Origin of the sequence: Klebsiella sp. NPDC088457, from assembly GCF_044900465.1 — a bacterium.
Lineage (GTDB): Bacteria > Pseudomonadota > Gammaproteobacteria > Enterobacterales > Enterobacteriaceae > Klebsiella.
Genome location: NZ_JBJDNH010000056.1, coordinates 1 through 16,409 on the forward strand (window position 1 = coordinate 1; position 16,409 = coordinate 16,409).

The 16,409-nt window shown below is 57.5% G+C and carries 11 protein-coding genes; 6 read left to right on the forward strand and 5 right to left on the reverse strand.

From position 1 onward, the window contains the following. Nucleotides 1-329 precede the first annotated feature (329 nt). Both clpS and clpA read left to right on the forward strand, forming a co-directional pair. On the forward strand, nt 330-647 hold the full coding sequence (clpS, locus tag ACI2JR_RS24780) for an ATP-dependent Clp protease adapter ClpS (protein ID WP_132727613.1): 318 nt from the start codon (nt 330-332) through the stop codon (nt 645-647). Between the two features lie 30 nt (nt 648-677). Further along, on the forward strand, nt 678-2,957 hold the full coding sequence (clpA, locus tag ACI2JR_RS24785; protein ID WP_132727610.1) for an ATP-dependent Clp protease ATP-binding subunit ClpA: 2,280 nt from the start codon (nt 678-680) through the stop codon (nt 2,955-2,957). A gap of 134 nt (nt 2,958-3,091) precedes the next feature. Here clpA and infA read toward each other — a convergent pair whose 3' ends face one another. The 5 genes from infA to trxB all read right to left on the reverse strand — a co-directional run bounded on the left by infA (nt 3,092) and on the right by trxB (nt 9,155). Continuing rightward, nucleotides 3,092-3,310 (reverse strand): translation initiation factor IF-1, encoded by a 219-nt coding sequence (gene infA / locus ACI2JR_RS24790; protein ID WP_002211347.1) that lies wholly within the window; start codon nt 3,308-3,310, stop codon nt 3,092-3,094. Nucleotides 3,311-3,697: 387 nt separating this feature from the next. Then, entirely contained in the window at nt 3,698-4,402 is a 705-nt protein-coding gene (gene aat, locus ACI2JR_RS24795; protein ID WP_132727607.1) for a leucyl/phenylalanyl-tRNA--protein transferase, read from the reverse strand. A gap of 181 nt (nt 4,403-4,583) precedes the next feature. Then, entirely contained in the window at nt 4,584-6,305 is a 1,722-nt protein-coding gene (gene cydC, locus ACI2JR_RS24800; RefSeq protein ID WP_462479702.1) for a cysteine/glutathione ABC transporter ATP-binding protein/permease CydC, read from the reverse strand. Beyond that, nucleotides 6,306-8,072 (reverse strand): cysteine/glutathione ABC transporter permease/ATP-binding protein CydD, encoded by a 1,767-nt coding sequence (cydD, locus tag ACI2JR_RS24805; RefSeq protein WP_462479703.1) that lies wholly within the window; start codon nt 8,070-8,072, stop codon nt 6,306-6,308. It lies immediately after the preceding gene. A gap of 114 nt (nt 8,073-8,186) precedes the next feature. Further along, entirely contained in the window at nt 8,187-9,155 is a 969-nt protein-coding gene (gene trxB / locus ACI2JR_RS24810; RefSeq protein ID WP_132727600.1) for a thioredoxin-disulfide reductase, read from the reverse strand. Between the two features lie 534 nt (nt 9,156-9,689). Here trxB and lrp point away from each other — a divergent pair. The 4 genes from lrp to ACI2JR_RS24830 all read left to right on the forward strand — a co-directional run bounded on the left by lrp (nt 9,690) and on the right by ACI2JR_RS24830 (nt 16,398). Then, nucleotides 9,690-10,184 (forward strand): leucine-responsive transcriptional regulator Lrp, encoded by a 495-nt coding sequence (gene lrp / locus ACI2JR_RS24815; RefSeq protein ID WP_000228469.1) that lies wholly within the window; start codon nt 9,690-9,692, stop codon nt 10,182-10,184. A 135-nt stretch (nt 10,185-10,319) separates the two neighbouring features. Further along, a complete protein-coding gene (gene ftsK, locus ACI2JR_RS24820) occupies nt 10,320-14,312 on the forward strand; it encodes a DNA translocase FtsK (RefSeq protein WP_462479704.1) in 3,993 nt (1,330 codons plus the stop codon). A 122-nt stretch (nt 14,313-14,434) separates the two neighbouring features. Further along, nucleotides 14,435-15,046, forward strand: a complete 612-nt coding sequence (gene lolA, locus ACI2JR_RS24825; protein WP_132727594.1) for an outer membrane lipoprotein periplasmic chaperone LolA — start codon at nt 14,435-14,437, stop codon at nt 15,044-15,046. 8 nt (nt 15,047-15,054) lie between these two features. Further along, nucleotides 15,055-16,398 (forward strand): replication-associated recombination protein A, encoded by a 1,344-nt coding sequence (locus tag ACI2JR_RS24830; protein ID WP_132727592.1) that lies wholly within the window; start codon nt 15,055-15,057, stop codon nt 16,396-16,398. The last annotated feature ends 11 nt before the right edge of the window (nt 16,399-16,409 follow it).

The following is a 16,409-nucleotide window of genomic DNA, read 5'->3' on the forward strand; positions in this document are numbered from 1 at the left end:
CCATACTTCGACATCCTTCGTAAATCTTTATAAGTAAGATGGAATGAACCGGTGGTGGAGTGACGAGTTGTTCAAATGCTCGCCAACTCTCGCCAGTACAATTTAGAGAAATACGGAAATGCGTCAAGCGATTGACGGTAGTGGGAGGCGAAAAATGCGTCAAAATTTGAAGCAGTTAACGCTATTGCCGGGGAATGTGACAGACATCGCGGATGGAAGTAATAGATGATAGTTATCTATGATCTATTGTAGATTTGTGGTGTGCATAGCCTCTGGTCATCGACAGGCCGCCGCCTGTTAGCAACAGCAACCGATGATGAACACTGACGATGAGTAAGAGAGATTGGCTGGACTTCGATCAGCTGGTAGAAGACGAAGTTCGTAATGAGCTTAAACCACCATCGATGTATAAAGTGATATTGGTCAATGATGACTACACTCCAATGGAGTTTGTTATTGACGTGTTACAAAAATTCTTTTCTTATGATGTAGAACGTGCAACGCAACTGATGCTGACGGTTCACTATCAAGGTAAAGCGATTTGTGGGGTATTTACCGCAGAAGTGGCGGAAACCAAAGTCGCGATGGTGAATGAATACGCGAAGGAGAACGAGCATCCATTGCTGTGTACGCTAGAGAAAGCCTGAAGACAGGCATGAAAATTGGGGGAGGTGCCTATGCTCAATCAAGAACTGGAACTCAGTTTAAATATGGCTTTCGCCAGAGCGCGCGAGCACCGTCATGAGTTCATGACCGTCGAGCACTTGTTGCTGGCTCTGCTTAGCAACCCCTCGGCCCGCGAAGCGCTTGAAGCGTGTTCTGTGGACCTGGTGGCGCTGCGTCAGGAACTTGAAGCCTTCATCGAACAGACCACACCCGTTCTACCCGCCACGGAAGAAGAGCGCGACACTCAGCCGACGCTGAGTTTCCAGCGCGTGCTGCAGCGTGCGGTCTTCCATGTACAGTCCTCTGGCCGCAGTGAAGTGACCGGCGCCAACGTTCTGGTCGCGATTTTCAGCGAGCAGGAGTCCCAGGCGGCCTATCTGCTGCGTAAACACGAGGTCAGCCGTCTTGACGTCGTGAACTTCATCTCTCATGGTACGCGCAAAGACGAGCCGAGCCAGTCTTCCGATAACAGCGGAAGCCAGCCCGGCAATGAAGAGCAAGCAGGCGGGGAGGAACGTATGGAAAACTTCACCACCAATCTCAATCAGCTTGCTCGCGTCGGCGGTATCGATCCGTTGATCGGCCGCGAAAAAGAGCTGGAGCGCGCTATTCAGGTTCTGTGCCGCCGGCGTAAAAATAACCCGCTGCTGGTGGGGGAATCCGGCGTAGGTAAAACCGCGATCGCCGAAGGGCTCGCCTGGCGTATTGTCCAGGGCGATGTGCCGGAGATCATGGCCGATTGCACGATCTACTCGCTGGATATTGGCTCTCTGCTGGCGGGAACAAAATACCGCGGTGATTTCGAAAAACGTTTCAAAGCGCTGCTCAAACAGCTTGAGCAGGATACCAACAGCATTCTGTTTATTGATGAAATCCACACCATTATCGGTGCGGGCGCCGCTTCCGGTGGGCAGGTCGATGCCGCCAACCTGATTAAACCGCTGCTTTCCAGCGGCAAGATCCGGGTGATGGGGTCAACCACCTATCAGGAGTTCAGCAATATCTTCGAAAAAGACCGGGCGCTGGCTCGTCGTTTCCAGAAGATCGACATTACTGAGCCTTCCGTGGAAGAGACGGTGCAGATTATCAATGGTCTGAAGCCGAAGTACGAAGCGCACCACGATGTGCGTTACACCGCGAAAGCGGTTCGTGCGGCGGTGGAGCTGGCGGTGAAATACATTAACGACCGTCATCTGCCGGACAAGGCGATTGACGTCATTGATGAAGCGGGCGCGCGGGCGCGGTTAATGCCGGCCAGCAAGCGCAAGAAAACCGTTAACGTGGCGGATATCGAATCCGTGGTTGCGCGTATTGCGCGTATTCCTGAGAAGAGCGTTTCGCAGAGCGACCGCGATACGCTGAAAAACCTTGGCGAGCGCCTGAAAATGCTGGTCTTTGGTCAGGGCAAAGCGATTGAGGCCTTAACCGAGGCGATCAAGATGGCGCGTGCCGGACTGGGGCATGAGCACAAACCGGTGGGTTCCTTCCTGTTTGCCGGGCCGACCGGGGTCGGGAAAACCGAGGTGACCGTGCAGCTGGCGAAAGCGCTGGGGATTGAGCTGCTGCGTTTTGATATGTCCGAATATATGGAACGTCATACCGTCAGCCGCTTGATTGGTGCGCCTCCGGGCTACGTGGGGTTCGATCAGGGTGGGCTGCTGACCGATGCGGTGATCAAACATCCGCACGCGGTGCTGCTGCTCGATGAGATTGAAAAAGCGCATCCGGACGTCTTTAACCTGCTGCTGCAGGTCATGGATAACGGTACGTTGACCGATAACAACGGCCGCAAGGCGGACTTCCGCAACGTGGTGCTGGTGATGACCACCAACGCCGGCGTGCGTGAGACCGAGCGTAAATCGATCGGTCTTATCCAGCAGGATAACAGCCCGGATGCGATGGAAGAGATCAAGAAGATCTTTACGCCGGAGTTCCGTAACCGTCTCGACAACATTATCTGGTTCGATCATCTGTCCACCACGGTGATCCATCAGGTGGTGGATAAGTTTATCGTCGAGCTGCAGGTTCAGCTGGATCAGAAAGGTGTGTCGCTGGAAGTGAGTCAGGAAGCGCGTGACTGGCTGGCGGAAAAAGGCTATGACCGGGCAATGGGCGCACGTCCGATGGCGCGCGTGATTCAGGATAACCTGAAGAAACCGTTGGCTAACGAGCTGCTGTTCGGGTCGCTGGTGGATGGCGGTCAGGTTACCGTCGCCCTGGATAAAGAGCAAGGCACGCTGACGTATGATTTCCAAAGTGCGCAGAAGCATAAACCGGAAACCGCGCATTAAAGCGGTTCTCTGATAGTAAAAAACCGGCCCGTGGGCCGGTTTTTTTATACCCGCCGTTTTAGCGGATAACCGATATGAAAAGACCGGGAATTATCCCGGCCTTCAGCATCTGACGCCACGAGGGCGGAAAACTATCAGCGACTACGGAAGACAATGCGGCCTTTGCTCAGGTCGTACGGGGTCAGCTCAACAGTCACTTTGTCGCCCGTCAGAATGCGGATGTAGTTTTTACGCATTTTACCGGAAATATGCGCAGTTACCACGTGACCGTTTTCCAGTTCTACGCGGAACATTGTGTTAGGCAACGTGTCAAGTACGGTGCCCTGCATTTCAATATTGTCTTCTTTGGCCATCTAGTCCTCTGGGGTATCACTACCGTAGTTTTGAACCGGCAAGATAATGCCGAAGTTCAGCGAGTAAGTAAAGTTTTACGTTTGTGTGCTTTATCTTTCAGGCTCTCTTCGCTTACCTGGTCACATAGTTATTGACGCTGCCAGGCGCTTTGTTGTGCCTTCCTGACGCATCCTAAATTATTAAGGGTATAAGTCATTGAAGTAGTTTTGGCGCATTGCCCGGAATTCACACGGATAAGCCGCATGACAGGCGCAAACGTAAAGGGGAGTGACAGAACGATGGGCGTTATCTGACTCTTATTATTCCCATAACGGCGGCGGGGCAACAGGCAGAAGCTACTCTACTGCGCAATTATACCATCACGGTGAAAAATGTGCTGAAAACATTTACACATTGCCGGTAAATAGCACCCTGGGCACCCAAAATCTTTCCGGCAGACGGAAGGTCCGCAATATCGCCAGGCTATCGAGATAATCGCGGCGGGGGATTTCGCTCGCCCCCAGCGATGCCGTATGATTATTCAGCACCTGGCAGTCAATTAATTTCCCGCCGTCGCGCATAAACGCCTGGCAGAATACCAGCAGCGCGGTTTTCGAGGCATTTTCCGCGCGGCTGAACATCGACTCGCCGCAAAATAGCGCGCCTTGCGCCACGCCGTACATCCCTCCCACCAGCGTGTTGCCGAGCCACACCTCGATCGAGTGCGCATGACCCAGCTCGTGGAGCTGGTGATAGGCCTTCACGATGCTGGGCGTAATCCAGGTCCCTTCATCACGATTGTCGGCACAGCCCGCGATAACCTCGCCGAAGGCATGGTTCAGCGTGACGCGATAGGGAGATCGCTGATGGAAACGTTTCATGCTGCGGCTGAGGTGAAACCGTTCAGGCCACAGCACCGCGCGCGGATCGGGAGACCACCATAAAATAGGGTCGCCCGGAGAAAACCAGGGGAAAATTCCGTGCTGATAGGCCATCAGCAGGCGCGCCGGGCTAAGATCGCCGCCGAGCGCCAGCAGGCCATTCGGTTCGCGCAGGGCGCCTTCCGGGGAAGGAAAGGCAATGGACTGACGGGAAAGCTGAACCAGACGCATTTTAACCTCAATACGCACCAGGCAATTGTTCAATATATTCGCTGTCTTACAAGCGTACATCAGCCCCGTGGTCCCACCGTGGCCACAGGCCAGTGCCTGACTCAACGGGGCCGCTTTCAGCACGCCTGAAACTCATAGAGTATATACGCAAAACGTTGTACAGCACCTTCAGACAAGCGGTCTACAGACGCTGCTTAAACTGGTAGTAACGCCCCTGTTCGGCCAGCAGTTCCGCGTGACTACCTTGCTCAATAATCTCGCCGTTGTCCATGACAATTATCTGATTAAAACGCGCCAGGCCGCGCAGACGGTGGGTGACCATCAGCACGGTCTTCTCGCTCATGACCTCAGCGAGTAAATCCAGAATCTGGCTTTCCGTCGTGGCATCGAGACCTTCGGTGGGCTCATCAAGCAGCATCAGCGGCGCGTCGTGCAGCAGCGCACGGGCGATGGCCAGTCTGCGGAGTTCGCCGCCGGAGAGCTGACGGCCACCTTCGCCGAGCCAGCTATTGAGACCGCCGTCTTCCAGCAGCTTATCCAGCCCGACGCGTTGCAGGGTGTTCATCAACTGGGTATCGCTGGCCTGCGGCGCCGCCAGCAGCAGGTTGTCGCGCAGCGTGGCGCTAAACAGGTGCACGCGCTGGGGGACAACGCTCATCGCCTGGCGTAGGGTCGCTTCGTTGAGCTGGGTTAACGGCCGATCGTTGAGCAGAATCTCTCCCTGTGCGGGATCCCAGGCGCGGGTCAGGAGTTGCAGCAGCGTGGATTTGCCGCAGCCGGTGCGCCCCAGAATGGCAATATGCTCTCCGGGGGCGATCTGCAACGAGATGTTTTCCAGCGCTGGCGTGGTCTGCTGCGGATAGCTGAAGGAGACCTGATTCAAGGTCAGCGCAACCTGCGCAAACTGCCGATCGGCGCCCTGTACGAAGGAGACCTCCGGCTGCTGTTCGGTAATTTGCGTAATCCGTCGGGCGGAGGCGATGACCTGCCCGAGGTGCTGAAATGCGCCGGTGACCGGGGCCAGCGCTTCAAAGGCCGCCAGCGCGCAGAAGACAAACAGCGCAATCAGCGCGCCGGGCTGGCTATTGCCGCCGACGCCGGCAGAGGCGAGCCACAGCATGGCTACTACCGCTATCCCGCTCACCAGCAGCATCAGCGCCTGCGATAGCGCTGTCAGCTCGGCCTGGCGACGTTGCGCATCCTGCCAGTGCAGTTCGGTCTTTTCCATCTGGGCGCGGTAGCGGTCGCTGGCGCTGAACAGCATCAGCTCAGCTTGTCCCTGCAGCCAGGCGGTAAGCTGCTGGCGGTACTGCCCGCGCATTTGCGTCATGCTTTCACCGGCCGGTTTACCCGCCCGATAAAACAGCGGCGGCAGGATCAACAGCGTCAGCAGCATAATTCCCCCCAGCGTCAGCGCCAGCGTGACGTCGAGAATGCTTAAGCCCGCGCTGACCACCACAATGACCACCAGCGCTCCCACCAGCGGGGAAATCACCCGCAGATAGAGATGGTCCAGAGTATCAACGTCGGCGACCACCCGGTTGAGCAGTTCGCCCTGACGAAAACGCGCCAGCCCGGCAGGGGAGAGCGGCAGTAGCTTGCTGAAGGTGAAAACGCGCAGATGCTGTAGGACGCGGAAAGTGGCGTCGTGGCTGACGAGGCGTTCGAAGTAGCGACCGGCGGTACGAATAATTGCCGCGCCGCGCACGCCTGCGGCCGGCAGCATATAGTTAAAACTGTAGATCCCGGCGACGCCGACCACGGCGGAGGCCGATAAGAACCACCCCGACAGCGTCAGCAGGCCGATGCTGGCCAGCAGGGTGACGATGGCCAGCACCACGCCAAGCGTCAGCAACCAGATGTGCCGTTTATACAGCGCCAGATAGGGTAATAATGCGCGCATTTAAATCTCCTCCTGACGGTGGGCCAGCAGCCCGGCGAAAGGACCGCCGGCGGCGGCCAGCTGCGAATAAAGCCCCTGTTCGACAATCTGTCCATCCTGCATCACCCAGATCGCATCCCAGTCGGCGAGACCTTCCAGCTGGTGGGTCACCATCAGCGTCGTTTGTTGTGAAGAAGCGTGAAAAAGCGCCTGCATGACCCGCTGTTCGCTATGCGCATCGAGGCTGGCGGCGGGTTCATCCAGCAGCAGCAGACGGCAGGGCATCAGCAGCGCCCGCGCGACGGCAATTCGCTGCGCCTGGCCGACCGAGAGGCGAGCGGCCTGATCGCCAACCGGCGTGTCAATACCTTGCGGCAGCTGGGCCACGAATTCGCTCACCCAGGCTTTATCCAGCGCCAGCTGGAGCTGCGATTCGCTGGCTTCCGGCGATGCCAACAGCACGTTATCACGCAGCGTGGCGGCGGGGAGCTGCGGGTTTTGCCCCACCCAGCTCAGCAGGCGATGCCAACGGCTGGCGTCAAGATCGCGCAGTTCCACGCCGTTGACCATCAGCGAACCCTCGTAGGGGAGAAAGCCGGTTAAGGTATTCAGCAGCGAACTTTTACCGGATCCGCTTTTCCCTACCAGCACCACGCGCTTGCCGGCGGGAAGAGTAAAGTTGAGCGGACCCGCCAGCACTTTGCCTTCAGGTGATTTAACGATTAAATCGCGGGCTTCGAGGCGAATCAGCTCATTGTCGCTGAGTACCTTTTCACCGCGTTTCGCCTGCGCCAGCGGCGTTTCCATAAACGTTTTCAGACTATCCGCCGCGCCAATGGCCTGCGCCCTGGCATGGTAGAACGTGCCTAAGTCACGCAGCGGCTGGAAAAACTCCGGCGCCAGGATCAGCGCCAGAAAACCAGACATCAGGGTGACGCCGGCACCGTAGTGGCCGAAATTCAGCTCTCCGAGGTAGGAGAAACCGAAGTAGACCGCCACCAGGGCAATGGAGAGCGAAGTGAAAAACTCCAGCACCCCGGAAGAGAGGAAGGCGAGACGCAATACTTCCATCGTCCGCTGACGGAAATCCTGGGAGGCCTCACGAATGTTATCCGTTTCCGCGGCGCCGCGATGAAAGATGCGCAGCGTTTCCATGCCGCGCAGGCGGTCGAGAAAATGCCCGCTCAGGCGGGCCAGCGCCAGGAAGTTACGCCGGTTAGCATCCGCGGCCCCCATCCCTACCAACGCCATAAACAGCGGAATCAGCGGTGCGGTGCCGAGCAGAATCAGCGCGGCGGCCCAGTTAATCGGCAACAGGGTGAGGACGATCAGCAGCGGCACGCAGGCCGCCAGCGTCATCTGCGGCAGGTAGCGCGCGTAGTAATCGTGCATATCGTCAATTTGTTCGAGTATGAGCGTCGCCCAGCTCCCGGCCGGTTTACCCTGAATCCACGCGGGACCGGCCTGCTGCAGGCGATCGAGAACCTGACGGCGAATCTCATAACGAATGTGTTGCCCGGCATAGAAGCCCACCCGCTCGCGCAGCCATACCACCCAGGCCCGGAGAACAAAAATCAGCACCAGGACGATAAACGGCAGTACCAGCGCCGTCGCCGGAATATTCTCCATAATCATGCGGTGCAGGATCCGCGCCAGCAGCCATGCCTGAGCGACGATCAGAAGGCCGCTAATGACGCCCAGCGCGCGGGAAATCATCAACCAGCGACGGGAGAGAATGCTTTGCTCTTTTAACCAGCGGGTTAACTCTTGTTGACGGGTTTTATTCATTGCGCACTTAGCAGGTGTAGTTATGAGGTTTTTGGGCCACGCAATGTTACAACGAGGAAAAAATAAAGGCGACTTTTCGTCGCCTTCTTTACCTTTGTTACTGACTTGTAAAGATTATTTGCACGCGTCGGCTAAACCGTCAAGATAGCGCTCAGCGTCCAGCGCCGCCATACAGCCGGTGCCTGCGGAGGTGATCGCCTGACGATAGATATGGTCCATCACGTCGCCCGCGGCGAAAACGCCCGGAATGCTGGTCTGGGTAGCATTGCCGTGGATCCCGGACTGCACTTTGATATAGCCGTTTTCCAGCGCCAGCTGACCGTCGAAGATCGCCGTATTCGGGCTGTGGCCGATAGCGACAAACAGACCCGCCACTTCCAGCGATTCGATATTGTCCGCGTTTTGCGTATCACGCAGACGCAGACCGCTCACGCCCATCTGATCGCCGGTCACTTCTTCCAGCGTGCGGTGGGTGTGCAGCACGATGTTGCCGTTTGCCACTTTGTCCATCAGGCGGTTGATGAGAATTTTTTCGGCGCGGAAGGTATCGCGACGGTGAATCAGGTGGACTTCAGAGGCGATGTTAGAGAGATACAGAGCCTCTTCCACCGCGGTGTTGCCGCCGCCGATGACCGCGACTTTCTGGTTGCGGTAGAAGAAACCGTCGCAGGTTGCGCAGGCGGAAACGCCGCGCCCTTTGAAGGCCTCTTCCGACGGCAGACCCAGATAACGCGCTGAAGCGCCGGTGGCAATAATCAGCGCGTCACAGGTGTATTCACCGCTGTCGCCGACCAGGCGGAAAGGACGGTTCTGCAGATCGACGCTGTTGATATGGTCGAAAATAATTTCGGTATCGAATTTCGTCGCATGCTCATGCATACGTTCCATCAGCAGCGGGCCGGTCAGATCGTTTGCATCGCCGGGCCAGTTTTCCACTTCGGTGGTGGTGGTCAGCTGACCGCCTTTTTCCATGCCGGTAATCAGCACCGGCTGCAGGTTTGCGCGCGCTGCGTAGACGGCAGCGGTGTATCCCGCAGGTCCAGAACCAAGAATAAGCAGTTTACTGTGTTTGGTCGTGCCCATGAGATCCCCATAATTTATTGGCATACATTGGCTTGGATTGTAGGGAATTTGTTGGCGTAAAAAAAGAGCGCAGCGGTTTTGTTAACGATATGTGCAATCGGGGGCGCCGATGAACTGGCGATTTTACGCACGAAGAATATAACTAATTCTACTGTCAGCGGGACAATTATAAGATGAAAACATGAGGATCCACGGGGGTGGATAATGAATATCTGGCATCTTGTACTAAAAATCGATGTTTTGCTTTGACAATCCCCTGTGCTTTTGCGAAAACATTCATGGAAGACAAAAAGCAGTGTTTCGCGTGTGGCGAATTTTCATGCACGCAAATGCCATTTTTATCCGGGTCAGCGAAATCTACGCATGGTGTGGACAGACGCCATGCGTGATGTCGGTGACTGCCGTCAGGCAACGGGCTTCTCACGTACCCCTGGGTTACCCAATGTCGTATACGGGTAATAACAGGATGGACTCGGGCAGTGAAGGCTCTGAGTCGGAACAGGAGTAGGGAAGGAATACAGAGAGACAATAATAATGGTAGATAGCAAGAAGCGCCCTGGCAAAGATCTCGACCGCATCGATCGTAACATTTTGAATGAACTGCAAAAAGATGGGCGTATTTCCAACGTCGAGCTTTCTAAACGGGTGGGACTTTCACCGACGCCTTGCCTTGAGCGCGTGCGTCGGCTGGAAAGACAGGGTTTTATTCAGGGCTATACGGCGCTGCTCAACCCGCATTATCTGGATGCATCACTTCTGGTATTTGTTGAGATTACTCTGAATCGTGGCGCACCGGATGTGTTTGAGCAATTTAACGCCGCTGTGCAAAAACTTGAAGAAATTCAAGAGTGTCATCTGGTATCCGGTGATTTCGACTATCTGTTGAAAACCCGTGTGCCGGATATGTCAGCGTATCGTAAATTACTGGGCGAAACCCTGCTGCGCCTACCGGGCGTGAATGACACCCGTACCTACGTGGTAATGGAAGAAGTCAAGCAAAGTAATCGTCTGGTAATTAAGACGCGCTAACACGGAACAGGTGCAAAATCGAAGTAGTTTGATTACACTCCTGTTAATCCATACAGCAACAGTGCCGGGGTGACCCGGCACTGTTGTCCGTTTTAGCAGCAGGCAGGAAACAGCCTGATACCTGGAGAGCCTTTTTTGAGCCAGGAATACACCGAAGACAAAGAAGTCAAACTGACCAAGTTAAGCAGCGGGCGCCGACTCCTTGAGGCGTTACTCATCCTTTGCTCCCTATTTGCCATCTGGCTGATGGTAGCCTTACTCAGCTTTAATCCCTCGGATCCTAGCTGGTCGCAAACGGCCTGGCACGAGCCTATTCACAACATAGGCGGAATACCGGGAGCCTGGCTTGCCGATACGCTATTTTTCATTTTTGGCGTAATGGCCTATACCATCCCGGTGATCATCATCGGCGGCTGCTGGTTTGCCTGGCGTAATCAGGCCAACGACGAGTACATCGATTACTTTGCCGTCTCGCTACGCTTAATTGGCGCGCTGGCGCTGATTCTGACCTCCTGCGGCCTGGCCGCCATCAATGCCGATGATATCTGGTATTTCGCCTCGGGCGGAGTGATTGGCAGCTTGCTGAGCACCACTCTGCAACCCTTGCTGCACAGCAGCGGTGGAACCATCGCGCTGCTCTGTATCTGGGCGGCGGGGTTAACTCTGTTTACCGGCTGGTCCTGGGTGAGCATCGCCGAAAAACTCGGCGGCGGTATTCTTTCCATCCTCACGTTCGCCAGCAATCGCACCCGTCGCGACGATACGTGGGTGGATGAGGATGAATATGATGATGAAGACGAATATGACGAATCTGCCAAACCGCAGGAATCCCGGCGCGCGCGCATTTTACGCAGCGCCTTAGCGCGTCGTCAGCGCCTGGCGGAGAAATTCAGCAATCCGATGGGCCGCAAGACCGATGCCGCGCTGTTCTCCGGTAAACGGATGGATGATGCCGAAGAGGACGTCCAGTTCAGCGCAAACGGGGCGCCAGTCGCGGCGGATGATGTGCTCTTTTCCGGCGCCAGCGCGACGCGTCCGGCAGAGGCAGACGATGTGCTGTTCTCCGGCTCCAGCGCAACGCGCCCGGGGGATTTCGACCCCTATGACCCGTTATTGAATGGCCAAAGCATTGCCGACCCGCTCGGTACGGCGGCGGCCACCGCGGCGCCGCAGGCGTGGGCCGAACCGGTAGCCGGTCAGGCGCCGTTGCAGCAGCCTGTTTATCAGCCCGCGCAGCCGCAGCAGCAGGTATATCAGCCGGAACAGGCGCCGGTTTATCAGTCCGCACCGTCGCAGGCGCAGCAGCAGGTATATCAGCCGGAACAGGCGCCGGTATATCAGCCCGCGCCGTCACAGCCGCAGCAGCAGGTGTATCAGCCGGAACCGGCGCCGGTTTATCAGTCCGCACCGTCGCAGCCGCAGCAGCAGGTATATCAGCCGGAACAGGCGCCGGTTTATCAGTCCGCGCCGTCGCAGCCGCAGCAGCAGGTGTATCAGCCGGAACAGGCGCCGGTTTATCAGCCCGTGCAGCAGCCTGTTTATCCGTCGGAACCTGCTCAGCAGACCTATTATCAGCCGCAACCCCCCGTTTCTTCAGCTGCCGTAGAGCCTGAAGCGCCGCAGGAAGAGGTGAAGCCGCAGCGTCCGCCGATGTATTATTTTGAAGAAGTCGAAGAAAAACGTGCGCGCGAACGTGAGCAGTTGGCCGCCTGGTATCAGCCGATTCCAGAACCGGAAAGCCCGGTCGCGACGCGCCCCATGACGTCTCCGTCCTCTTCCCCGGTCGATGCCGCTGCGGTAACCCCGCTTGCGGCCGGCGTACACCAGGCCACCGGCGCTGGCGCGACGGCTGCCACCGTGGCTTCTGCGGCGTCATCCGCGGCGCCGGTGTTCAGCCCGGCGTCCGGTGGGCCGCGCGCGCAGGTGAAAGAGGGGATTGGTCCAAAACTGCCGCGCCCTAACCATGTTCGCGTTCCGACACGTCGGGAGCTGGCTTCGTATGGGATTAAGCTTCCGTCGCAGCGGATGGCGGAAGAGCGTGCGCGGAAGGCGGAACTCGATCAGAGCTATGACGATGAACCGTTAACGGACGAAGAAGTGGATGCGCTCGAGCAGGATGAACTGGCGCGCCAGTTCGCCGCCACTCAGCAGCAGCGCTATGGTGAAGCCTACCCATCTGAGCAAGAAGAAGATGATGACTCGGCTGCTGAAGCCGAGCTGGCCCGGCAGTTTGCCGCTTCCCAGCAGCAGCGCTACAGCAGCGAGCAGCCGCAGGGGGCAACGCCATTCTCGCCTGCTGATTATGACTTCTCGCCGATGAAGGCGTTGGTCGATGACGGCCCAGGCGAGCCGCTGTTCACTCCGATGCCGGAAACACAGCCGCCGGTACAGCAGTACCAGCAGCCGGCACAGCAGCCGCCGGTCCAGCAGTACCAGCAGCCGGCACAGCAGCCGCCGGTCCAGCAGTATCAGCAGCCGACACAGCAGCCGCCGGTCCAGCAGTATCAACAACAGCCGGCTCAACACCCGCAGCAAGCCCCTCAGGGCCACACGCCGCAGCAGACAGCCGCCGTGCAGCCGCCGCAGGATAGCCTGATTCACCCGCTGCTGATGCGTAACGGCAACAGCCAGCCGATGCAACGGCCGACGACGCCGCTGCCATCGCTGGATCTGCTGACGCCGCCGCCGAGCGAGGTCGAACCGGTGGATACCTTCGCGCTGGAGCAAATGGCGCGCCTGGTTGAGGCCCGTCTGGCTGACTTCCGCATCAAAGCGGATGTGGTGAACTACTCGCCAGGTCCGGTTATCACCCGATTCGAGCTGAATCTGGCGCCGGGCGTGAAGGCCGCGCGTATTTCAAACCTGTCGCGCGACCTGGCCCGCTCCTTGTCCACCGTTGCGGTGCGCGTCGTGGAGGTGATTCCAGGTAAGCCGTACGTCGGCCTGGAACTGCCGAATAAAAAGCGTCAGACCGTTTACCTGCGTGAAGTGCTGGATAACACCAAATTCCGCGATAACCCATCGCCGCTTACCGTGGTGCTGGGTAAAGATATCGCTGGCGATCCGGTCGTTGCCGATCTGGCAAAAATGCCGCACCTGCTGGTTGCCGGTACCACCGGTTCCGGTAAATCGGTCGGCGTGAACGCCATGATCCTCAGCATGCTCTATAAAGCGCAGCCGGAAGATGTGCGCTTCATTATGATTGACCCGAAAATGCTCGAACTGTCGGTCTATGAAGGGATCCCGCATCTGCTGACGGAAGTGGTCACCGATATGAAAGACGCCGCCAACGCGTTGCGCTGGAGCGTGAACGAGATGGAGCGTCGCTACAAGCTGATGTCGGCGCTGGGCGTGCGTAATCTGGCAGGTTACAACGAGAAGATTGCCGAGGCGGCGCGAATGGGGCGTCCAATTCCGGATCCTTACTGGAAGCCGGGCGACAGTATGGACGCCGTGCATCCGGTGCTGGAAAAACTGCCGTATATCGTCGTTCTGGTGGATGAATTCGCCGATCTGATGATGACCGTGGGTAAGAAAGTCGAAGAGCTGATCGCGCGCCTGGCACAAAAAGCGCGTGCGGCGGGGATTCACCTCGTGCTGGCTACCCAGCGTCCGTCCGTCGACGTGATTACCGGCCTGATCAAGGCCAATATCCCGACGCGTATCGCCTTCACCGTGTCGAGCAAAATTGACTCGCGTACCATCCTCGATCAGGGCGGCGCGGAATCACTGCTGGGGATGGGGGACATGCTCTATTCCGGGCCGAACTCAACCATGCCGGTACGTGTCCACGGCGCCTTTGTGCGTGACCAGGAGGTCCATGCGGTGGTACAGGACTGGAAAGCGCGCGGCCGTCCGCAGTATGTTGACGGCATCACCTCCGACAGCGAAAGCGAAGGCGGTGGCGGCGGCTTTGACGGTGGCGAAGAGCTGGATCCGCTGTTCGATCAGGCGGTCAACTTCGTGACTGAGAAACGCAAAGCGTCGATTTCCGGCGTACAGCGTCAGTTCCGCATCGGTTATAACCGTGCCGCGCGCATTATTGAACAGATGGAAGCGCAGGGTATCGTCAGCGAGCAGGGCCATAACGGCAACCGCGAAGTGCTGGCGCCGCCCCCCTTCGAGTAAGTGCAAAGTTGGGTAAATAAGCGCAAAATCAGCCTATTCTTCTGTCCCGCCGCGCCAGGCGGTCCTACATTAGGGGCAGAAGAGGCTCCCGCGTCGGGAGTGACGCACATTAAGGAATAACAATGAAAAAACTCGCAATCACCTGTGCATTACTGTCTGGATTTGTTGTCAGCCAGGTTTGGGCGGATGCCGCCAGCGACTTGAAAAGCCGCCTTGATAAGGTGAGCAGCTTCCACGCGAGCTTCACCCAGAAAGTGACCGATGGCAGCGGCAATGCCGTCCAGGACGGCCAGGGCGACCTGTGGGTCAAACGTCCCAATCTCTTCAACTGGCACATGACGCAGCCGGATGAGAGCATCCTGGTTTCCGACGGCAAGACGCTGTGGTTCTACAACCCGTTTGTGGAGCAGGCGACGGTGACCTGGCTGAAAGACGCCACCAGCAATACGCCGTTTATGTTGATTGCCCGTAACCAGTCTAACGACTGGCAGCAGTACAACATTAAACAAAATGGCGACGATTTTGTCCTGACGCCGAAAAGCGGCGGCGGCAACCTGAAGCAGTTCACCATCAATGTTGGCCGCGACGGTACCATCCATCAGTTTAGCGCGGTGGAACAGGACGATCAGCGCAGCAGCTACCAGCTGAAGTCGCAGCAAAATGGTGCGGTCGAGGCATCTAAGTTCACCTTTACGCCGCCGCAAGGGGTTACGGTGGACGATCAACGTAAGTAGAGGCGAATGTGAGCAATCTGCCGCTCGATTTTTCCGACAATGCGTTTCAACCTCTGGCCGCCCGCATGCGGCCAGAAAATTTAGCGCAGTACATCGGCCAGCAGCATCTGCTGGCGCCGGGTAAACCTTTGCCGCGGGCGATTGAAGCCGGGCACCTGCATTCGATGATTTTATGGGGGCCGCCAGGCACCGGGAAAACCACGCTGGCCGAAGTGATTGCGCGCTACGCCAGCGCCGACGTCGAACGTATTTCGGCGGTCACCTCCGGAGTGAAAGAGATCCGTGAGGCTATCGAGCGCGCCAGGCAGAATCGCAATGCCGGCCGCCGCACCATTCTGTTCGTCGACGAAGTCCATCGTTTCAATAAAAGTCAACAGGATGCCTTCCTGCCGCATATTGAAGATGGCACCATCACCTTTATCGGCGCGACGACGGAAAACCCCTCGTTTGAACTCAATTCCGCACTGTTATCCCGGGCGCGGGTTTACCTGCTGAAATCGCTAACCAGTGATGATATCGAACAGGTGCTAACCCAGGCGATGAACGATAAACATCGCGGCTACGGCGGGCAAAATATTGTTCTGCCGGACGACACCCGACAGGCCATTGCCGGGCTGGTCAACGGCGACGCCAGGCGCGCGCTCAATACGCTTGAGATGATGGCCGATATGGCCGAGACCGATGCCTCCGGCAACCGGGTGCTGCAGGCCGAACTGCTGACCGAAATCGCCGGGGAACGCAGCGCCCGTTTTGATAATAAAGGCGATCGTTTTTACGATCTGATTTCCGCGCTGCACAAATCCGTTCGCGGCAGTGCGCCGGATGCTGCGCTGTACTGGTACGCGCGAATTATCACCGCCGGCGGCGATCCGCTGTATGTCGCCCGTCGCTGCCTGGCGATCGCTTCGGAAGATGTCGGCAATGCCGATCCGCGGGCTATGCAGGTGGCTCTCTCTGCCTGGGATTGCTTCACCCGCGTGGGGCCGGCCGAGGGCGAGCGTGCCATTGCTCAGGCCATTGTTTATCTGGCCTGCGCGCCGAAGAGCAACGCGGTCTATACCGCGTTTAAAGCGGCGCTGGCCGATGCCCGCGAGCGCCCGGATTACGACGTGCCGGTACATCTGCGCAATGCGCCGACCCGGCTGATGAAAGAGATGGGCTACGGGCAGGAGTATCGCTACGCCCATGATGAGCCGAACGCCTATGCCGCCGGGGAAGCGTATTTTCCGCAGGAAATGGCCCAAACACGCTATTATCAGCCAACAAATCGGGGGCTGGAGGGGAAAATTGGCGAAAAGCTCGCCTGGCTTAGCGAACAGGATCAAAATAGCCCCATAAAACGCTACCGCTAACAGAGGCGTTG